General features: G+C 46.0%; 20 protein-coding genes. 10 read left to right on the top strand and 10 right to left on the bottom strand.

The window, feature by feature from the left end; all coding sequences use genetic code 11:
• The coding region (locus OXI60_04360) for a hypothetical protein (protein ID MDE0309050.1) at positions 1-467 on the top strand (467 nt) is incomplete at its 5' end.
• Positions 468-557: 90 nt separating this feature from the next.
• Here OXI60_04360 and rfbA read toward each other — a convergent pair.
• The 9 genes from rfbA to OXI60_04315 all read right to left on the bottom strand — a co-directional run bounded on the left by rfbA (position 558) and on the right by OXI60_04315 (position 9,831).
• Positions 558-1,442: a glucose-1-phosphate thymidylyltransferase RfbA gene (gene rfbA / locus OXI60_04355; protein MDE0309049.1), complete on the bottom strand. Its 885-nt coding sequence runs from the start codon at positions 1,440-1,442 to the stop codon at positions 558-560.
• Positions 1,435-2,292, bottom strand: a complete 858-nt coding sequence (gene rfbD, locus OXI60_04350; GenBank protein ID MDE0309048.1) for a dTDP-4-dehydrorhamnose reductase — start codon at positions 2,290-2,292, stop codon at positions 1,435-1,437. The genes rfbA and rfbD overlap by 8 nt, the downstream gene beginning before the upstream one ends.
• Before the next feature lie 44 nt (positions 2,293-2,336).
• On the bottom strand, positions 2,337-3,344 hold the full coding sequence (rfbB, locus tag OXI60_04345) for a dTDP-glucose 4,6-dehydratase (protein ID MDE0309047.1): 1,008 nt from the start codon (positions 3,342-3,344) through the stop codon (positions 2,337-2,339).
• A complete protein-coding gene (gene rfbC, locus OXI60_04340) occupies positions 3,334-3,918 on the bottom strand; it encodes a dTDP-4-dehydrorhamnose 3,5-epimerase (GenBank protein MDE0309046.1) in 585 nt (194 codons plus the stop codon). The genes rfbB and rfbC overlap by 11 nt, the downstream gene beginning before the upstream one ends.
• Positions 3,919-5,060: 1,142 nt before the next feature.
• A complete protein-coding gene (locus OXI60_04335) occupies positions 5,061-5,972 on the bottom strand; it encodes a glycosyltransferase family 2 protein (GenBank protein MDE0309045.1) in 912 nt (303 codons plus the stop codon).
• A gap of 166 nt (positions 5,973-6,138) precedes the next feature.
• On the bottom strand, positions 6,139-6,894 hold the full coding sequence (locus tag OXI60_04330) for a glycosyltransferase family 25 protein (protein MDE0309044.1): 756 nt from the start codon (positions 6,892-6,894) through the stop codon (positions 6,139-6,141).
• A gap of 769 nt (positions 6,895-7,663) precedes the next feature.
• Positions 7,664-8,620: a glycosyltransferase gene (locus OXI60_04325; protein ID MDE0309043.1), complete on the bottom strand. Its 957-nt coding sequence runs from the start codon at positions 8,618-8,620 to the stop codon at positions 7,664-7,666.
• Positions 8,621-9,025 (bottom strand): hypothetical protein, encoded by a 405-nt coding sequence (locus OXI60_04320; protein MDE0309042.1) that lies wholly within the window; start codon positions 9,023-9,025, stop codon positions 8,621-8,623. It abuts the gene before it with no gap.
• Between the two features lie 5 nt (positions 9,026-9,030).
• The gene (locus tag OXI60_04315) at positions 9,031-9,831 is read right to left on the bottom strand and encodes a glycosyltransferase family 25 protein (GenBank protein MDE0309041.1); all 801 of its coding nucleotides are present in this window, start codon (positions 9,829-9,831) and stop codon (positions 9,031-9,033) included.
• 604 nt (positions 9,832-10,435) lie between these two features.
• Here OXI60_04315 and OXI60_04310 point away from each other — a divergent pair.
• The 8 genes from OXI60_04310 to OXI60_04275 all read left to right on the top strand — a co-directional run bounded on the left by OXI60_04310 (position 10,436) and on the right by OXI60_04275 (position 19,178).
• Entirely contained in the window at positions 10,436-10,642 is a 207-nt protein-coding gene (locus OXI60_04310) for a hypothetical protein (protein ID MDE0309040.1), read from the top strand.
• Positions 10,642-11,388 carry a DDE-type integrase/transposase/recombinase gene (locus tag OXI60_04305; GenBank protein ID MDE0309039.1) on the top strand — a complete coding sequence of 249 codons (747 nt, stop codon included), beginning with the start codon at positions 10,642-10,644 and terminating at the stop codon, positions 11,386-11,388. Before OXI60_04310 ends, OXI60_04305 begins: the two co-directional genes overlap by 1 nt.
• Positions 11,389-11,695: 307 nt before the next feature.
• Entirely contained in the window at positions 11,696-13,153 is a 1,458-nt protein-coding gene (locus OXI60_04300; protein MDE0309038.1) for a glycosyltransferase family 25 protein, read from the top strand.
• Positions 13,154-13,867: 714 nt separating this feature from the next.
• The gene (locus OXI60_04295; protein ID MDE0309037.1) at positions 13,868-14,779 is read left to right on the top strand and encodes an IS1595 family transposase; all 912 of its coding nucleotides are present in this window, start codon (positions 13,868-13,870) and stop codon (positions 14,777-14,779) included.
• Complete coding sequence (locus OXI60_04290; GenBank protein ID MDE0309036.1) at positions 14,776-15,705, top strand: site-specific DNA-methyltransferase; 930 nt, start codon at positions 14,776-14,778, stop codon at positions 15,703-15,705. Before OXI60_04295 ends, OXI60_04290 begins: the two co-directional genes overlap by 4 nt.
• Positions 15,706-16,058: 353 nt before the next feature.
• A complete protein-coding gene (locus tag OXI60_04285; GenBank protein ID MDE0309035.1) occupies positions 16,059-16,382 on the top strand; it encodes a hypothetical protein in 324 nt (107 codons plus the stop codon).
• Positions 16,383-16,435: 53 nt separating this feature from the next.
• Entirely contained in the window at positions 16,436-17,506 is a 1,071-nt protein-coding gene (locus OXI60_04280; GenBank protein MDE0309034.1) for a DNA cytosine methyltransferase, read from the top strand.
• Positions 17,460-19,178, top strand: coding sequence for an ATP-binding protein (locus tag OXI60_04275; GenBank protein MDE0309033.1), 1,719 nt, complete (start codon positions 17,460-17,462; stop codon positions 19,176-19,178). Before OXI60_04280 ends, OXI60_04275 begins: the two co-directional genes overlap by 47 nt.
• 426 nt (positions 19,179-19,604) lie before the next feature.
• Here OXI60_04275 and OXI60_04270 read toward each other — a convergent pair whose 3' ends face one another.
• Positions 19,605-20,762 (bottom strand): hypothetical protein, encoded by a 1,158-nt coding sequence (locus OXI60_04270; GenBank protein ID MDE0309032.1) that lies wholly within the window; start codon positions 20,760-20,762, stop codon positions 19,605-19,607.
• 237 nt (positions 20,763-20,999) lie between these two features.
• On the opposite strand from OXI60_04270, the gene OXI60_04265 reads away from it, so the two are divergent.
• Entirely contained in the window at positions 21,000-21,440 is a 441-nt protein-coding gene (locus OXI60_04265; protein ID MDE0309031.1) for a hypothetical protein, read from the top strand.
• Positions 21,441-21,475 lie beyond the last annotated feature (35 nt).

Here is a 21,475-nt window from a genome sequence, read left to right as displayed (position 1 = left end):
TTTCGCCCCCTTGCGATCGCGAGTCATACCAACGGTTTTCAGTTAACGAAAACGCTTCAAAGTGGCGGAGACGAGAAAGACTGCATGGCAAGGGTCTGGTCTTTCGGGATGGGTACTCCAAGCAGCAAACTTACAGTTTTTCCAAAGAGACAGTCTGGGATGCTGCGGATTTCAGATGCCTTCATCTATGCTTCTTCCGGCGATCATCGCAAGACAAAACCAACAGTTCTTCCAAAGTGCTGTCAACAAGAAAGAATCCTGCTGAGTCCAGAATTCTGCGACGGATTACGCGAACAATCGAACAGTTGAATCCTAGCAGCTCAGACTATAGAAAGAAAAGATATGCGCGGGGTGAAGTTCAATCTTTTGACTTGAGTAATTTTGGCAAGCCCGATGATTTTGCGTCGGTTGATTCCAATTGTGATGAGGTTATGGTTTATCTTCGAAATTTCCTAGTAGTAATCTGAAAAAATCAGACACGCACATCTGGCTGCTCAGCACCCGAATCCCCTGTTCCAGACATGAAAATTCAATCGAATTCTGCGAGGCGAATGAATTCATCCTGATCTGATACGCAATACTCGTTCCAGATATCGTCCGTACTCGTTATTCGCAAACAACTTCAGCCTCTTCTCGATCGCCTCGTCATCAATCCATCCGGAATCGAACGCAATCTCGTCCGGACTGCCGATTTGTAGACCCTGTCTTGTTTCGACTGTGCGAACGAAATTTCCAGCATCCAACAAACTGACGTGCGTGCCGGTATCAAACCAGGCAATTCCCCGCCCCAGTATTTCCACAGACAATCTGTCCTCATCCAGATAAGATTGCAGTAAAGAGGTGATTTCCAACTCGCCGCGCTCAGATGGATTCAATTGCTTTGCTCTCTCGGATGCTGTTTCGTCGAGATAATATAGTCCGGTTACAGCTAAGTTTGATTCAGGTTGCGTAGGTTTCTCAACCAGAGATTTAACCTGTCCATCTGAGCGAACTTCAACCACTCCATATCTTTGTGGATCAGCCACCTGATATGCAAACACCGTGGCCGCAGTCGAAGAGGTACTGATTGTATTCAACAACTCCGGGAGGCTGTGGCCGAAGTAAAGATTGTCACCCAAAATCATCACTGAACAGCTACCGGCCAGGTATTCCTCCGCCAGTATGTAGGCTTGTGCCAAACCATCCGGCGAAGGCTGTGATATATAGGACAGATGGATACCCCACTGAGACCCATCTTCCAAAACCCGTTCAAACAGGTGTTGGTCTTGTGGGACTGTTATGATCGCAATATCTCGAACACCGGACAGCATCAACACAGAAAGCGGGTAGTAGATCATTGGTTTGTTATAGATAGGCAAGAGTGACTTGGATACCGCCATGGTAACGGGATACAAACGGCTACCCGAACCGCCTGCCAGAATGATTCCTTTGCGGTCAGACATGAATTTGCTCCTTTAAATCTGAGACGACCGCCTTGAGACTCTCTTGCCAGTCGGGTCTTTCGATATCGAATATTTGTTGCAACTTCGAGCAATCCATACGGGAATTGCAAGGGCGTTTCGCTCTCGTCGGAAATTCAGATGACGGAATATCCAAAACTTTTAGATTACCTCCTGCAATCAAAACAATATTCCGGGCAAAATCTGCCCAGCTGACATCTGGCGAACCGGAAAAATGATAGATGCCTGATTGTCCGCGTTCTTCATTGAGCACTCTTGCCATTTTCAGCAGCGCACCTGCGACATCTGATGCCGCAACCGGACCTCCAACCTGATCCGAAACAATTTTGACTTCGTCTCGGGCAGCATTCAATTGAAGCATGGTCTTTACAAAATTTCTCCCAATGGACGAAAAGATCCAAGATGTTCTCAATATCGCAAAAAGTCCACCCACTTGAGCGATGCCGATCTCGCCTTCAAGCTTGGAACGTCCGTAAGCATTTAGTGGAGCTGGCTGATCTGATGGGCTCCAAGGGGAATTGCCGCCTCCATCAAATACATAATCTGTGGAGACATGCAAGAACGGTATGTTCCTTTTGACCGAGATTTCTGCCAGAATAGTCGGGGCAACTCCATTAATCTTCGTAGCCAATTCTTCATTGTCCTCTGCTCCGTCAACATCAGTATATGCAGCGACATTGATGAATACATCTGCATGATGCTGGTCGAGCACAGCCTCAAATCGTTCCGGACGTCTAAAATCCATAACTTGACGTCCAAGCGCAACAACATTGAATTGACGCTGCAACTCGGTGGCCACTTGGCCAGTTTTTCCGAACACCAGAACTCTCATATCAACTCGAAGCCTCTTCAAATCGCGGGTCATGTGTGTTTTGGTCAAGAACCCAGAATTGCACCAAACCGACTGAGATACCAATCGAGAGTCTTCTCAATGCCAACTTCGAATGGCGTGGTCGCTTCCCAATTCAGTTCATGCTTGATGCGCGTCGAGTCGATCGAGTAGCGAAAGTCGTGCCCTGGCCGATCCTCAACAAATTCAACCAGTTTGAAGTGAGGTTTTCCGTTTGGAACTTTCTTATCAAGCATCGAACAGACTATCTCCACCAGTTCAATGTTGGAAAATTCATTATCGCTACCGATGTTGTAAGTGCGTCCGATTGCGCCTCGCTCCATTACAGTTAGTAACGCATCTGCATGATCCTCAACGAACAGCCATTCGCGAACATTACGCCCTCGTCCGTATACCGGTATGGGTGTGCCAGACACAGAGTTCCAAATGATGGTCGGAATGAACTTCTCCGGATGCTGACAGGGCCCGTAATTGTTGGAGCAGTTGGTGATCACCACTGGCAACCCATAGGTGTGATGCCAGGCTCGTACCAGATGATCAGATGCTGCTTTGGAGGCAGAATACGGCGAATTCGGTGAATACGGATCATTCTCGTGGAATCGGCCGTCTGTATCAAGTGAGCCATAGACTTCATCAGTTGACACATGGTGAAATCTGAAGCTCTCGGGACAATCCACGCTTTTCCAAAATTCCAAGGCCACGTCCAACAGTTGATATGTACCGTTGATGTTGGTTTCAATAAATGCTGATGACCCGGAAATGGATCGGTCGACATGACTTTCAGCGGCCAGGTGAATCACTGCATCCGGCTTGTGGGCAGAAAAGATACGCTCCAGTGTGCCGCGATCGCAAATATTCGCATGCTCGAATACGTAAGAAGAAGAATCTGCAACTTCCTCAACATTGTTCAGGCTACCAGCATAGGTCAGAGCGTCCAGATTGATGACGAAATAATCCGAAGCGATCGCCTGCCTCACAACAGCCGAGCCAATGAACCCGGCACCACCCGTGATCAGCAACCGCTTATCCATCATCGACACTGAAAGGGCTGTCCAAATTCTTCAGAAACGTCGCTGAGGAATCCTTGGGAGAGAGTATCGCGTCGCTGATATCAATCTTCCAGTCAATACGAATCTGCGGGTCATCGAACCGCACCTCCCTTTCCGATTCCGGACAGTAGTAGTCGGAGCACTTGTAAATTACCTCGGTGTCATCTTCAAGTGTGGCGAAGCCGTGCAAGAATCCTTTCGGAATAAGAAACTGACAACCATTTTCCGCTGACAGCTCAACCCCAGTCCACTCCCCAAATGTTTTTGAACCGTTGCGTATGTCCACCGCTACATCCCAGATTCTGCCGACGACCACCCTGATCAGTTTGTCTTGAGCGTGGGGTGGAACTTGGCAGTGCAAGCCTCGGACTGTACCCTTATGTTGGGAATACGAATGATTGTCCTGCACGAAGTTGATATCGATTTCAAGCTTCGTCAGACTTTGATAATTCCAAGTCTCCGAAAAGTAGCCCCGATCGTCCTTAAATTGTCTAGGCTTTAGAATTTTCACCCCATTTAGCGAGGTATCGATAACTTCCAACGCTCTGTCCTGTTCCAAAAATTATCGGCGGGACGCTATTGTCTTGGTCAGGCCCTGCGACTTGTTTAGGGAGGAATTATAACAGTCACAACTAACGCTCCGAATACATGAGACAAAACTTCCTGCTCAAGAATTCACAATTGTCCCATACGGTCCCATGTATAACTGATTTTCTTCATTCACAACTATCATTTGTGAACTCACGAATGTCGATGAACAACAAACTGAAACGTCGATGGTTCAAGTTCAAGACAGCTCAGCAAAAGTTTTGACGCGTAGACCATCTTTTTGTTTCATACTTCTCGTATTGAAGGTTTTCACCGAGGGACAGCTGAAGCGGTGATATGCGGTTGTCCAGTAGTGAGTACAGATTGCCCGAGCGGTCCGGGAGAAATTTTGGAAGGTGGGAAATGGGGCCGACTTACACCGGTTAACGATCAGGATGCACTTGTGTCCGCGATTTTGGAATCCCTGAATACGGAAACTGACCGTAGCGCACTACAAGCCCGCGGAAAGAGTTTTGATATAGATGCCATGATTCAAGACTATGAGAACCTTTTTCATGAAGTGGTCGATGAATTCAAATCAAGCCTTTTACGTCGCAACCGTTTTCGAAAGATCTAGTCGCACTGGGAGCCTGCATCGTTCGCACCCCGGTAGTGTGCACCGGAATCCAGTGCGTATGATGATTTGCCATCACCAATACTTCTTATAGAAAAGTTGCGTTTTGGTAATCATCCCACGTTTCGTCCTTCCCATAAACGAGGATAGAAAAATCGGCCGATCGAACTGATGGATGAACGCTATATACGAGCGTCGATCGCGATTGTCTCTTAGCTTCCGGTTGCCAACCGGCACTCCACATTCGGAGACGCAATCCTTGCTGGCGACGTTGGGTAGATTCACCTCACCGGTGCAGATTTTCCACAGGAATTGGAGACATCCTTGGCAGTATCGCCGCGGTACGGAACAATGTGCAAATTCCGGAAAATACACAAGGTTAGGAAAGAGGCTATAACAACTTTGATTCATGCTTAGACTTTCTCGATTACAGCGGTTTGAAGCTTTCGTAATCAATTGAGATTTTTGGTTGCCGTTTCGATTCGCATCGAATATTCTCAAGCAGCGTAGCGGCTGAAGAGACTTCCGAATACGCAGACTCAATCGAGCTGGTACAACGAATCAACTTTGTACGCTCGTGCCATTCTCGATAACACAAAGTCGATCATCTTATACTTTTCTTTACCTTCAACGCTGAGCATACCAAGCAAACTGTAGTAATACTTGATCTGATATTTGCGGCGAAAAAACAGACATGACAGCAGAAAATTCAGACTGAGCTCGTAGATTTTTCTTTTTACTGGAAAAGGTACCCCGTGCTTCCGGACGACGTACATCCTTGACTTATGAAAATGAAAACACTTAAAGCCGCCAAGCTGTGAATTCGTGGAAACGGATTGACTACCCAAGTGCATCAAGTGGGCAGAATGAACGATCATGATCGGTCCAAATTGCCTTCTCAATCGAAGACAAAGGTCATCGTCTTCATGGTAATAAAAGATATTCTTGTCGAATTCACCTACTTCGTTGAACTTGCGTCTCGAAATAAAAATGGCCGCTCCTGAAATCGCTGGCACTTCAAAGTCGGAATCTGGCAATTCTTTAGGTAACCATCGCTTCTCAGGTACAAGAATACTCTTGTGCATAAGTGTGGGAACACGGGACTGACTTAGGAGAACAGGTGAAAGTGCGCTTGCGAAGGGATATCTTTCGGTTGCGAGAAGCAGTGAGTCGATCGTATCTGGTTCCAGCTCTGTATCCGGATTGAGAAAGAACAGATATTCGGATTGTGCTGCACGGGCACCAATGTTACAAGCGTTGCCAAATCCAACGTTCTGTTCGTTGACGATGACCGTGGCACCCGATCTCTTGGCAACCTCTACTGAATCATCTTCGCTGGCATTGTCAACGACTATAACAGGCGTCCCCTTTGGTATTGTACACAGCATCCCTTGCAAAGGGATTGCAGAGTTATAGGAAACAGATACTACAGTAACGGAACCATCGGACATGAGCTAACCATTTTCCTAAAGGAGAATTACAGACTCGAAGTAACAACGATTATTACGATTGCCTTAATCGGGTAGTCGCCATCTCTATATGTTTTAGACGAAAATACAGTCATGTTCAGCGTTTTTGATCCACTTTCCAGTAGCTCTGTTAACGAGAAATTAGTGGTCAGGTATGTTTGAACCCGTTTGCACGCCGGTAAAACGACACTCGTTTGGGGACGCTGAACTCGAAAAAATAGAGAAATTTCTGTCTCCACGTACGTTTCATTCTAATGGGCGAACAAACGTACGACCCGTGATCAACAAACCTTAACCCATGAAAAACAATTTGGGGGCTCAACGTAAATGTTTGAAGACCGCTTTTCCAACCTGCATGCATCAATTGATCGACCGCGACGGGCATACGAGGGAACTTTTTCAGTAATTGTTGCATGGCAGTTCGGGTGATGATGTAACCACTCGCTCCTATATTGCCATGCCTAATCAGACCGATGGAAAACTCGTGATCAATGTCGGCAATTGACACGAACGACCGATAAGGCCGGCGGTTATCCATAAAAACAATATCAAACATCAACCCATTTTCTACAGCAACCTCGACGGCAGTTAAAACTTGCCCGACTTTCGGTGCGAGTGTGACGTCATCTTCGAACACAGCAACCATATCCAACCCCACACTCAGTGCGTTTCGCCATACCTGAGTGTGACTGGTCCAAGCACCTAGCATACCTGGCACATTCGGATGCTTCCAGTTGATCAGACCGGAGTGCTGGTCTCCGAAATGAAAATACTCTTCGTCAGGCAATTGATGCCCGTCTATCCCGATAAAGAATTCAAATTCAATACCTAGAGTATTGAACTGGTGGGCAATTCGTTCGCGGCGGTCATGTGCTCGCTCCAGATTGATGACTACACACTTCATACGAAGCCTCGGCTTCCAAACGTAAATTCTAGCGGTGCATTATAGAGTTTGCTGTTGTCATCCGCCCGCAGGAAAGATTTCGTCTTTTGGAAACAAACCTTAAAGTTCGCACCCAGAGCCATCAACCATAATCATACTATCGTTTGTTTTGGCACAACAACGTCAGCGTCATCTTCCACAAGGCGTAGTCCAAGCCTTTCTGCCTGTTGGATTATCCGTTGCTTTTTTATGAATTTGCTGTATTCCTCTGAATGAATCAGCAATTGTTCTTTGAACTGTTGCTTACCCGTCACCGACGAACAGATGATGCGGGCCAGTTGATAGGCACTTGCCTTGATTGCCCGAGGTGGGTCCATGCGCACACGGCAACACCTGTATACACCACCCAATCTATTTTGCGGTCGCGCGGCACAGCGTCAGTGCTAAAACCCCCGTCAAGCTTTATACTACCCGATATCTGCCTCTCTCCGCTTCGGTGAAGACCTGTGTAACGATCATTATTCCTGCGATTCGGTCACCGCGCCTGTCGATGAAATAAGCCGAAACTGCGATTCGGTTTTGCTGATTTGATATGCTTGAATCCGGTAGCTCGAGTGTTGTCGTATTACCGATTGGCAACATCCCGACCGACGTGTTCGAAAATAAAACAGGATGATTGTCAACGGCTTGACGCAAACTGCGAGTTTAGTATGAAGTTCTCAGTGCTAGGCTACTGAGAACCGATCAGATTGTAGTCAATGACGGTGGAGTAGTTCATAAGGTCCTCAAGTTAACTCAATAGCTTTGTTCGATATTTATTGACTGTATCGAGAATGATCGCCTCGTAACAGCGGATTAGTGATCCGGTATCAAAGGACATACCACGCTTTCTCAGCGCACTGTAATTTACGTCCTCGTTCAGAGACTCAATAATGGCATTTGCCAGTGCCACTTCATTATCAATTGGAACCAGCCGCCCCCATTGCCCATTCTCCAGAACTTCCCGCGGACCGCTTGGACAATCAGTACTAACAATCGGGCAACCACAAATCAGTGCCTCAACCAAAACCCTGCCAAATCCTTCAGTACATGACGACATAACAAATAGGTGTGCTTTGGCCATATACGAGTAGGGGTTTTCAACCCATCCCGGCATAGAAACAGCATGGCCAATCTGCAGTTCCTGTATCAGGTATTCGAGCGATTCTCGTTCTTTCCCCTCACCAAGAATTATGAGTTTCGCATCCACCGATTGCAAAACACGGGGAAATGCCTTGACTAATAGCTCAAAATTTTTTTTGCTACTCAAGTGACCTGCCGCGACCACGACTTTGGGGGATTCGCCGAAAAATTTACCTAATTCCAACCATTCATGAGCGGTCGACAATTTTGCAAGTGATAGGATTCGGGCTGTGTCAAAGGGATTGTAGATTGGGAAAATTTTCCTCTCTACGGCTGTCGTTCCAGTAACTTGATTGAGAAAAGACAGGGCTACATTCTTTGAGACTGCATGGATACCATCACATTCACGAGTCAGATAGTTCAAATACGGTCTTTTCTTCCCTCCATATGACGGCTCATTATGAATCGAAAATGCAATCGGAACTTTTGCGGAAACTTTCTTCCTACCCAGTAAACTCGAGAATACGCAAGTGTCTGAGTGCGCCCAAATCAGGTCAGGCTGATCTGTCATGAGATATTCACTAATCGAACACACGAATCGAAAGTCCCGTCGCCTGGGCGGCAATCAGTCATTCTTCTCGATATGCAGTGCTCGAAAATATCCAAACCACGCTTTGCTGATTTTCCAGAAACCGGTAGGACCTTGAACTTGGTGAATATTCTCCGCTAGTTTCGAACTTGGCGATACGTTTGGATTGAAGTGGCGGTCAAGAACAATAAGGTTAACCCCGTCAGGTATCTGCGATAATCTAAATCCCCGGTAATAGAATAAGACGAGATCAATTTTGTAGCACTTTGCGAGTAGCGACTCAATTAAATTTAGTACAAATGCTTCCGCACCCCCCCCCTCCATATCATCAATGACGAAAGCCAAATGCAATTTCGTCTCGACATTTGCTCGATTCTTGCTCATACTATCATGGTCCCTATCATAACCTCTACGCAAAATTTTCCCGGTATTAGTCTCCATGATAACTACTTGCTGTAAATCATTGACCTCCGATTGTTGATTTCAAATACCAAATTCTCTTTTTCCAACTCTTTTGTCTTCTGTTCAACTTGTCGAATGACCGAGAATGATAGGTTCGGGTATTTTCTCGAGTAACTTCCGGATTCTGATTGAATATCCCCCCCGCCTGAGAGGTCTGTTCTTTCAGACTTAAAGTTAGTCTGATGGAAAACTACAGCTGGAGATAATGTGAATGTGCGAAGCTCGGTCAGCCAAGGAGCATGTAGCAGGTCATCAATTGCGAAGTTTCGAAATTTTGGAAATCGCTCGATCACATGCTGCATTGCTTGGCGGGTGATAACGTAACCGAAAGCACCTGTATCTTGATATTTGACTATACCAAGACTAAATCCGCCATCCAATTCAATCAATGGCTTGAACGGCTTCTTGCCAAAGCTTTTGAATAGGAATACCACATCAAATCGATCTCTGCTTGATTCGAGTGTCCTGAACGCGTCGTTGATGTTTTCACTTATCGTTACATCATCTTCAAAAACAGCGACAGTATCCACACTTTCGTTTTCGAGACAACGCTTCCACACGGTTTGATGACTGACCCAGCATGCGAACAAACCTGGAACCGCGTGGTGACTCCAATTTATCGATTTGCTTTGTGGATCTGCAAGCTCATTGTAATCATACTGGGTTAGACTCAATTTGTCTTTCGCAGTTGAAAATTCAAACTCGATTCCGTGGGCATTGAACTCCCGTACTATGTGCTCGCGCCTGTCTACGGATCGCTCAAGATTGATGACGTAAGACTTCATGGTAAGAAGTATAAATTAACATTTCTGAAGTTGCAAATGAGGGACAGTCGACGCGAATTTGTGGTAACTATCCGCTGTATCAGGAAGATAGATAGTTGAATTAGTGGGTTTATTTTAGCCTGCCCAGTATAATTATCACTGTCGCAGTACCAGGATTTTGGCCGCAAGAAAAAGATCATCGTTAGCACCTTCAGGCCAAAATCTGAGCGTACCGGTGACTCTACGCAACTCTTACTGAAATGCTGACATCTATCTCGTTATTCAGCACACAAAGTCTTACCCACTGCGATAACGACAGCCACAAAAAAAACACCTATCTCTTGGAACTTGCGACCTAAATAATGAATATCGCCATGGTCCCTCATCGCCACACAGGAGATATTGGATGCATTCATACCGCGAAATACCCCAGACATGATCCAGCGTCTGTATGAGCTAACGTACCAATCGCATGTTGCTGTTTATCTCAGTGCAAGCACGTGCTTGGTCAAATCCAACCTGATGTGTGTTGTCGCAGTTTATACCGGAAAACACTAACAAATGTTCCGGATCAGTTCGGGACAAAACCTGGCTTTGAGCACGGATTAATGTTGGAATTAACAGCATGATGGAGGTACTGAAGCAGTTGGGCATCAGTCGCTCGTCGTGGTATTCGAGACCGAAGTATGGACAGCGCGGCCGTCCGGCGGTGCCGATCGATCCACAGATTCGCATGGCGATGGGGCGGTGTGCGAATCTATATCCGTGGTGGGCTACAAGCGCATTGCAGTGGTTTGCCGCCGCGCTGGGCTCAAGGTATCCGATAAGGTGATGCATCGGGTGATGCATCGGGTGATGCGTGATGCCAGGTTATGGCAGTGTCGCATTATTCGGGAAGTCGAGTCATATCAGGCAACCAAGCTGTTTGAGCTGTTGCCACTCAGGCCCAACGGGTTATGGCAGACTGACATCACGTGGGTGCATGTACCGGGCTTCGGGTGGTGGTATGCGGTGACGGTGATAGACTATTTTTCACGTTACTTGCTGGCGTGCCGATTCAGTGGCAGTCATACGGCATCTGATTTACAGTCGGCGTTGGATATGGCTTGCCGGGAAGCTGTGCGGATTCATGGATCACTGGAGAGGCTGCCGACGCTGGAATCGGACAACGGGCCGAGTTTCATGTCCCGGTCATTTCGGTTCCATGTCAAGGGTCGGTTCAATTATGTACGGATTGCGTATCGGACCCCGACACAGTTGGGATTGCTGGAGCGAGTTCATCAGACGTTGAGGACTGAGGAGGTGTACTGGTGCTGGTATGAGAATCCGGGTGCTGCCAGGCGGTGTCTGGAGGAGTTCAGGGTGCGGTACAACGAGACTCGGCCGCACTGGGCATTGAAACCTTTAGGCGGCGGTGATGTATTGGTACCGAGTGAGGTGTATGTTGATGGATTGGCGGTCGGGATACCGAGTTGGCAAGGATGGGCGAAGGCTGCGAAGAAGAAGCTTGATGAAGTGGTGGGAGGTGATCATTTTCCGCCAATCGGGCCGACCGGAACATTGGATTCTGTGGCATGATGAAGCGGCAAAAGACTAACACAAAATTGGTGTATTCGTGTCCAACGATTTAGGATGGCAAGACACAATCCAACTGCCAAGGAGAAAGACTTCCACAACATCTAAGTCTTGTCGTTCCAATAATCGACTTGAGCATTCGGTAGTAGCCATTGTGGTTTTTCTTAAACAGAAGTTACAATCGGTTTCAGTATACTACTCTCCATCTTGAGTTTATCAAGACGAAGTTGCATGTTCAAACACGTTTGGGTCACTGTAAACGCGGCGACACTATCCGTTGGAATGTAGGAGATTTAATCTCAAGTTGTTTATGTGGAAGTCTTACGTCATCAATCTTGAGCGATCCGTAAACAGGCGCGAGCACATAGTACGGGAGTTCAATGCCCACGGAATCGAGTTTGAATTTTCAACTGCGAAAGACAAATTGAGTCTAACCCAGTATGATTACAATGAGCTTGCAGATCCACAAAGCAAATCGATAAATTGGAGTCACCACGCGGTTCCAGGTTTGTTCGCATGCTGGGTCAGTCATCAAACCGTGTGGAAGCGTTGTCTCGAAAACGAAAGTGTGGATACTGTCGCTGTTTTTGAAGATGATGTAACGATAAGTGAAAACATCAACGACGCGTTCAGGACACTCGAATCAAGCAGAGATCGATTTGATGTGGTATTCCTATTCAAAAGCTTTGGCAAGAAGCCGTTCAAGCCATTGATTGAATTGGATGGCGGATTTAGTCTTGGTATAGTCAAATATCAAGATACAGGTGCTTTCGGTTACGTTATCACCCGCCAAGCAATGCAGCATGTGATCGAGCGATTTCCGAAATTTCGGGACTTCACAATTGATGACGTACTGCATGCTCCTTGGCTGACCGAGCTTCGCACATACACATTATCTCCAGCTGTAGTTTTCCATCAGAATGACTTTAAGTCTGAAATAAACGATCTCTCAGGAGGCAGGGGGGTATTCAATCAGAATCCGGAAGTTACCCGAGAACATACCCGATCCTATCATTCTCGGTCGTTCGACAAGTCGAATAAACGAAAAAAGAAATGGAAAAAGAGAATTTGGTATTTGAAATCAACAATCGGAAGTAAACGAGACGAATACAATAGACGTCAACGAAAAAAGTGGGCTATCGGGCAATCGAAAATGTCTCTTGGAAACATCTACAATTTTTGGAAACGCAATTTGGAATTCGCTTGGAAAAACTGGACTTTCAGGTTATTCAAGAATATGCGGTGGTACAAAAATTACAAGATTTGGGAACGCGACTTGAGACACAGGCGAAGTGGGATAGACAAGGACAAAAAAGCAGCTGAACTGAACTATTTGAAATTGGAAGAACAGCGATATATCGCTCGCTTATCAGGTGCAAGTCCAGGAACAGCAGATTGGCTGATTGGTACCGAAATTAAATATGGAGGGATTTCATTAAACGTTGTTCGGGAAAAGTTGAGCCCGCATGATCGCAGAAGTCTCTATAACCCGCGGTTGAATCCAGCTATCGGTGGGGACAGGATGTTACATCACGGATATGCGGTTCATTATGCAGAGTTTCTCAAACCCTATGTGAAGGACCGTGACCGGCGTTTTGTGATCTGTGAGTTCGGCATACTGAAAGGCACCGGTCTTGCAATTTGGTGTGACCTCTTTCCCAATGCCCGTTGCATCGGATTTGATGTGGACCTTTCCAATATCGAAAAGAATATGGATGATCTGCTCCAGCGCGGCGCTTTCAGCAAAAAATTCACCCGAACTCTTTGAGTACGATCAGTTTGTGTACTCGGCAGATTATCTAAAGGAAACATTGGGCGAGGATAAAATTCACCTTGTCATGGATGATGGTCACCACAGCGACCAAACCATACTGACAACTCTAGAAAGTGTAAAACCGCATCTCGTCGAAAATTTTGTTTACTTCATTGAAGATAATCGTTTTGTTCATAAGAAAATCCAAGCCAACTACTCCGGATGCACTCTGCACCCTCTTTCCGAACTGACCGTGGTCACTTCTATACCTCGGTAACCGTCAGCAAGTACTGCAGTTGACGATGATTCACGGCAGTTCAAACTTGTTACATTCCCTATTCCACTCAATGGATGCTCCGTCTACAAGTCTGTCTCTGTGTACCTGTCATTGTTTTTCTTCGGAATTTTAATCAGGCAGTTTCAGGTTATCAATTTTGTAGGCTCTTATCTAACGTGCTGACTCACATCAAATAAAGGGAATAATCCTACAATATGAGTGAACCGATTGAAATTATATAATTCGCCGTTATACAACTAACCATACGATTCCTGCCAACGCATCCCATTCTTTACCATTATGCTGAAAGAATATCGAAAAGCCAAAAAACGCCAACGTCGTGTTAAAAGAATAAGGAAAAATTAGGGAAGTATTAAGAATGTTGCCCATAGAAGTTGATTTCTTATCCACACTGTTTTACAATCATACTATTGATAAATTGGAAATCAGCCATGACTAGCAGCAAAGAAAAAATCAGCATGAGTCAGTTTTTCAGGATGTTTCCTGATGACGAGACCGCTCGCAAGCAGTTTGAGCAGTGGCGGTGGGGAGACACTAAGCGTTGTCCGCATTGCGATAGCGTTAGGATTTCTGACACAAGTCAGAAAATGCCTTATCGGTGCAAGGATTGCAGAAAACGTTTCAGCGTCAGATACAACACCGTCATGGCACATAGCAATCTTGGCTATCAGCAGTGGATGCTTGCAGTTTATATTGCGACAGTCGGAGTAAAGGGAACTGCGTCAACCAAACTAGCCAGTGATGTTGGCACATCCCAGACATCCGCTTGGTATCTTGGCCATCGCCTGAGAAAAGCGTGGGAGACAGAGGGTTGCCCAATGTCAGGCATTTTCGAAGTGGATGAGGCATATTTCGGTGGAAAGGAGAAGAACAAACACAAGCACAAAAAATCCAACATGGGTCGAGGCGCAGTCGGCAAGACTGCTGTAGTTGCAGTGAGGAATCGGGACAAGAATAAAATCGCAGCCAAGGTTGTGAAATCGACAAGCAAAAAGGAATTGCAAGACTTCATATCTGAAAGTGTTGAACCCGGGTCAATAGTCTATACCGACGATCACAGGAGTTATGAGGGGCTTGATTTCGAACACGAAACTGTCAAGCATTTGGTTGGTGAATACGTCCGAGAACAAGCGCATATAAACGGGGTAGAATCATTCTGGGCTCTTCTAAAGAGGGGATACTATGGAACTCACCATTACATGAGTCCGAAACATCTGCATCGCTATGTGAATGAATTTTCCGCGCGGCATTCGGTTCGGAAGATGAACACTTTCGATGCTATGTCAGTCATCGCAAGAGGAATGATTGGAAAAGAACTTCGATTTGAGGAGTTGATTAAATGAAAGTCTTGGAGAAGACGATAGTTGCAGAGGACTTGGGCAAGGCTGTAGTTTCCAATCGCAAGAAGCGAAGAGGAATTTACGAAGGCCCTGGATACAGGTTCTACCATCAATCCGCTTTGAAAATGCAGCAGTGCGCTGACAAATCAATCGCGCTGACAATAACATCGCCGCCATATTGGAATGCCATTGATTACGATGTTCATTCGGCAGAAGGCTCCGACGCTTGGCACAGAAATCGAGAGTACTCGAGTTTCGGTAAATCATTCAATGAATATCTGAACAACATAGAAAAAGTATTCAAGAATGTTTTGCGCGTAACAGTCGAAGGCGGGTTCTGTTCGATAGTGATCGGCACAATATTGCATAAGGGAAAGCATTTTCCAATACCCATGCAGATTACCCAAAGAATGATTGACATCGGGTGGGAGTTTCATCAAGACATTATTTGGAACAAGGTGACTGGCGGCGTAAAACGTGCTGGTAGCTTCATTCAAAAACCGCGTCCAGGCTATTACTATCCGAACATCATGACCGAGTACATTTTGGTATTCAGAAAGTCAGGCGAACCGCGGAGGGGATTGAAAAAGGCACTTGACATTGACGAGTTGTTCAAGCGCGATATTGCGAACAACATATGGCACATCGCACCGGTCCCTCCGCGAACCATTGATCATCCTTGCCCTTATCCGCAGGAAATAGTAAGACGGCTATTGCTGTTGTATTCGCAGGAGAATGATGAAATTCTTGATCCATTCCTTGGCAGCGGCCAAACGGCTCTGGTTGCCTTGAAACATGACCGGCGTTGTGTGGGCTACGATATTGAAGTCGAATACCTGAAATTGTCTGAACAAAGGATCGCTTCTCCGCCAAAAGAGAGAAAATTCAATCTTCTCCCCAAATTCGATAAGATCGCTGCTACGGCATGAGCAATTTGTTCCGATCTAACCCGCCTCGTCGCAAGGCGACGAACATCAGCACAACATACTACGCAGAAAGGCGAGCGTTTGAACGGTTGAAGAGTGACTGTTCAGCAGATTCAAAATCTGAATACGAAAATGCAATATCAATTCTTGTTGAACGATACAACACGACAATCTACGAAAATCGCTTTGTGGTTGGTGGTGCAGTTGAAGTATTCACGTACGCATTACTTCGGTCGGTCGGATTGGACTGTACTCTTTATGGAGATCAAGCAAAGTCAGGTGACATTTTGCTGCCGAATGACAAGAAACTTTCTGTTAAAGGAACTTTCACTGGCGGAGCATCTGACATAAGGTTGATGAACAAGCAAGGTGGGGGAGCAAGAATATGGAACACAGCCACTTTGTTTGTAGTATCAAATGTGGGGATTGTCTACGGAACGCCTGAAATGGCGGATTCAGGACATATCAAGGACGCACATGATGCGGTTGTCTTAAAGCGTTCTGGATTGAAGTTGCTGATGGAAGATAAATCGAATGTGTTTGGTATGGATATAAGGCAAAAACCCCCTACCGAAATGACTGGGTTCAGTCGCAAGGCCAGCACGGCGGTCGCAAAGCAGATTCTCTCCGAGATGAAGTCCAGAAATTTGCTTAAGTCAATCGGTTCAAACATCAATTAATTGATCTGTATAATGTCCAAATAAACGAAGTTTGCAGCAAACCGTCGTGAAATATGCATCACACTTCTGACTCAGTTGGAGAGGTCGTTGATCTGTTCTGTGGAATCGGAGGGCTTAGCCACGGATTGCTGCGCTCCGGCTTCAATGTCCTTGCGGGATACGATATAGATGCCCGATGCAAATTCGCATTCGAAAAGAATAACAGAGCCAAGTTTTTCGCCCGCGATGTAGCAAAACTGACACCCCACGAAATCAAGGCTCACTACACCGGAGTGCGTCCTTCCGTCCTTGCAGGATGCGCTCCGTGCCAACCTTTTTCGGCATACAAGCGTCGATATGATGAAGACCCGAAGTGGAATCTAGTGAAGAACTTTGCACAATTGGCTGCCTTAGTTCAATCTGATTTCGTGACTATGGAAAATGTTCCGGCATTAGTTAATTATAAAAACGGAAGTGTTTTCAGCGAGTTTTGTGAAATACTGTCGAACGCGGGATACTATATCGACTGGTCCATCGCAAAGTGTGAAGAATTCAGCATTCCTCAGAAACGCCGCAGGCTGGTTTTGGTTGCTTCGAAACATACCGCGCCTGGTTCTTTGTTGCCAGACGGGGCTGAAGTGAAAACTGTTCGTCAATCTATTGACGGGATTGATAGCATCAAAGCCGGACAGACTCATGCTGAAGATGTTCTGCACGCTTCGGCTTCATTGACAAAATTAAACAAATCCCGCATTCAGGCATCAAAGCCTGGAGGTACTTGGCGGGACTGGCCGGAAGAATTGCAGGCTGCATGTCACAGGCGAAGTTCTGGAAAGACTTATTCCAGTGTCTACGGACGCATGGCCTGGGATGCTCCATCACCGACCATCACCACGCAGTGTTATGGCTTCGGAAATGGCAGATTCGGGCACCCGGAGCAGGACAGGGCGATTTCCCTTAGGGAAGCCGCCATACTGCAATCATTCCCATTCGAATACGAATTTTTACCGCCTGGAGAGAAGCCCTCGTTCACGGAGGTTGGCCGGTGGATTGGCAATGCCGTTCCTGTTCGTCTTGGCGAGGAGATCGGGAAATTGATTGCCAACGCAAAGACTGATTCCATCCATGATGACAGATCATCCTAAAGAGAATTTCCGATTCGCGATATCCCTCAGCGTCCTCAATCATCTTGGACGGAACCTCTATCGCAATTTCATCACCGTCCTCGGAGAGGCGATCTCGAACGCCTGGGACGCAGATGCTAGGAATGTCTGGATAGATATTAACCGCGAAAACGATGTGTTCAGCATCAAGGACGACGGTTGTGGTATGGACAGAGAAGACTTTCAAGGGAAATTCCTCAAGATCGGGTATTCGAAACGCGCGGGCGGTGTCTTCCGCACAGGCAAGTCGAGACCATTTATCGGTTCAAAGGGAATCGGAAAGCTGGCTCTACTTTCATGCGCTGGAAGAATCTCGGTTTTCTCCAAAACTTCCGGTGCTGACTATATTGGCGGTGTCATAGATAACACCGGACTGGACGAGGCGATCACAAAAGATATGGAACCGGACGAGTATCCGCTGGAAGAATTGGACCACGGACTGATTGCTAATCTCAAGGTCAGTCATGACCAAGGAACCATCATTGTCTTTCAGGATGCCAAGGATGGCATACGGAACACAATTGAATACATCAGGAAAATCATTGCCATGAGCTTCCGTTTCTCGCTGATCGACGAAGATTTTTCAATTCACGTGAACGGGAGCAAGGTGACAATTTCCGACCTACAGGATTTGATGGACAATACGGAATTTCTGTGGTTGCTGAATCAACACGATGATGAATATTTGACAGGTCTTGAGAGTTTGAAAAACACTGCAATTAGCCTTGAGTCGAGCATTGAGATCCGAGGGTTTCTAGCAACCGTTGAAAAACCAAGTCATTTGAAAATACGAGGCACCAGCGAGCGCGCGACCCTTGATCTGTTTGTCAATGGCCGGCTTCGCGAGAAAAATATTCTCGGACGCATTCCAACTCAGAGAATCATTGAAAGTTATCTATATGGGCAGATACATTTCAATCAGATGGACAGAAGCGAGAACGATCCGTTTACAAGTAGCCGCGAGGGCATAATGGAGAATGACAGCGACTTCCAATCGCTTTTGGACTATCTAAAGCGAGATGCTATTCCCAGAATCATTGACGATTGGGACAGACTGAGATTGGAAAGAGGCAAGGAAGGAGACGAGGAAAATATAGAGAGAAAATCAAAGAAGGAACGAAGAGCAAGAAATCTGTACTCTGCTGTGCGAGAGGAATATGAGCCGGACTCCGATGCCTCTGAAAAAGACCAGGTAGCCGATTGGCTTGATGATCTGCAACGAGAGGCGGAATTCAATTTGCCGTCATATGTCCACTGTTTCCTTTCTGAGAATTTGGTCCGAAAATACATCTCCAAGTTCGATCTTACTCTTAAGTCTGATGCAGAAAGCAAGGTGAATAAGTGGAGAAAGTCGGAAAAAATGGCGAAAGAGAAAGCGAACATCGGCTTTGACATTAGAAAAGATAACGATGATCTGAGTTACCTCACCCTGGAAGACTTGTCGAAAGCAGCTGAGAATTATCAGCACAGCTCGAAAAACACATCGTTGTTTAAAGATTCGACTCGCTACAAGCCGATTCGGGACGTAGTAGGCCATACCGGGCTGCTAACTTCGACTGCGAAATCAGACTTGAACACGACATTCGAAAACATCAAGTCTCGTGTCAAAAATTTGATCTCCAGAAACGCCGAAAGCATGGAAGAGTCTGAATAATTCCTGCCTTCGCCGGAGACTGAGACACCATCATCACCAAAGAAACATACTATCGGTTCGAAAGTTGAAATATACGTGCGCGGCTGCGATACTCTGTTTCCCGGTCGTAATTGACAAGGTTTGTCTGGGGTGGACTCAAATACTCGCGGATTGTCCGAGTGCCAGCGCGTAGGCCAACGCCGCAGAATACCGCCTCGCTGTCGAATTCGCCTCCGATAACGGTAACTGAACTTTGCGGCAAGAATTATGCTGGATGATCATTTTGGTACAGCGGTATTGTGCGCGATTCCGATGTCTAATTGCGAATTCGGGAGGAATTTTGATTGTCAGATTGATGCTTTTGAATGTCGAAGACTGGGGCTTGAAGTATTTCGAAGTGCCGGGAGAGTGTTCTGTCCAATTACGAGATTGCCAAAAGAGTGTCAGTCAGTACTCCCACCATAATTTTCTAGAGATGTCAGCCGTGCCGCAGTAGTTTCGAACTTTAATTTCTCCTTTAAAAGCCTCTTTATCTTTCTCAATAGGTGTTCGCTCCTGTCCACGAATGCGGAGTTTTATTGAAATACATTTCTCCAGTTTGGTATGCTCGTTTTCTTTCTTTACTGAACCCGTAGTTGAAAGTTCAACGCCATAACTCAATCCCACAATCTCCGCTTCGTCCAGTAAAATTCTGGCGATTCTTGCAAGTGATAAACATCTTTCATAGTCAATCATCTGCTTGAGTGAATTACTGCTGACATTTTTTTCAAAATACCTCCATTTTCCGAAAATTTCTCGGGACTGTTCCAGCACATCTGCTACATCAGGCTGATCTCGCTCAATTCGTCTTTTGGATTCGTCCGGCAGATCAAGGTAAAGGTCATGAAGATCGTGTGTTTTCTTCGCTGTACCTGATAACGATAAGGTGATTCCCTTCATCGTCAACTCACACGAGAATGCGCCGACCATCGAATTGCGCATAACCGAACCTAAGGCTTGCATCGCCTGGTCCCGCAGGATTGTGGTGGGACCTGAATCAAGTTCATCAGAATCCCCAACTCGCGCGGTTCCGTCATTTTGCAGGTCTATGAAGGGAATGTTCAGAGTCTGAAAAAGGTTATTGGGAATTTCAATGCTAGATACAAGCGCTTGTGCCTGTAGTGTCAAGAGTGCGGGCGACCCAATCGGGAAACTCTTTCTACAAAGCAATTTTGCACCATCCGTATGTTGATATTCAGCTTCTCCAATTGATTGATCAATGCCAGGAAACACTTTGGCAATAAATTTTCCCTTCCCGCCATAGTCCGGAAACTGTCCGAAAGAGAGTTCATTCAATCCATTTTTTATACCGGAATTGAAAAATGTCTGGTATTCTTGATGGGCATCTTCTCCTTCCACAAGAATGCCGCATACACAGCAGCGAATAGCTGTTGGAATTTGATCTTCACCCTTTTTTCCAATCAAGTTTCCCCAGCAGAACCTACAGCGACCCTTCATCCGAAACGCCCTATTCTGGTCTTCGTCAAAAAGGTTAGGCGCATACCAGAGCCAGTTGAAATCCAGATTCCATTCTTCCTCGCTTGAATTCGATTTTTTCCGGGACATGTTCTTTAATGATTACCGCTCAGCATAAACCAATTTCAGGAGTTTTTCAGACATGGCCGAAACCCTCAAGATGATGAAGTCAAGTTCAAGATTACAGGCACATTCTACTGCACCATCAAGCGAACCGCTATTCGAATTCAATAGGTACTGCGGCTCGTCAGCTTAGCTACACCAATTTCGAAGAGCAGTGATTCTCACCATGCTCAAGTATCTCATGGTACTTCCTGTTCGAAAGAAATGAGGGTTATATTGCCTTTAAATTGGCTTTACGCATTCAATTTAGAATACACAGCCTGCAAAAACAGCCTTGTCAACATAAGCATAAAACCCCAAAAGTTTACTCAAATCAATTGGTTTGTAAGTTGGCTACTTTGGGCAACGTTCTTAATACTTCCCAAAAATTATGATGAAGACGCTGCTACTGTAATGGAAAGGGCTATAGGTTACACCATGATACCAAACGACAGTCTGTACGCTGTTGTCGAAGCGGTACGCTATATAAGTCAGTGGAATATACCCGGTTCCTTCGTTGAGTGCGGAGTCTGGCGGGGGGGGGCAACCATGTGTGCCGCTCTGACCCTGAAACAGCAAGGTGATACTGAAAGATTAATTTATCTGTATGATACATTTACCGGTATGACCGAGCCTAAAGAAGTAGACACCCTGAAATCTCTTTAGACAAGTCAAAAACAAGAAAAGCCCTGCCGGTATAA

This window comes from Acidiferrobacterales bacterium (genome assembly GCA_028820695.1).
Lineage (GTDB): Bacteria > Pseudomonadota > Gammaproteobacteria > Arenicellales > JAJDZL01 > JAJDZL01.
The sequence above is the reverse complement of the archived record's forward strand: the minus strand, read 5'-3'. Positions and strand labels throughout refer to the sequence as shown.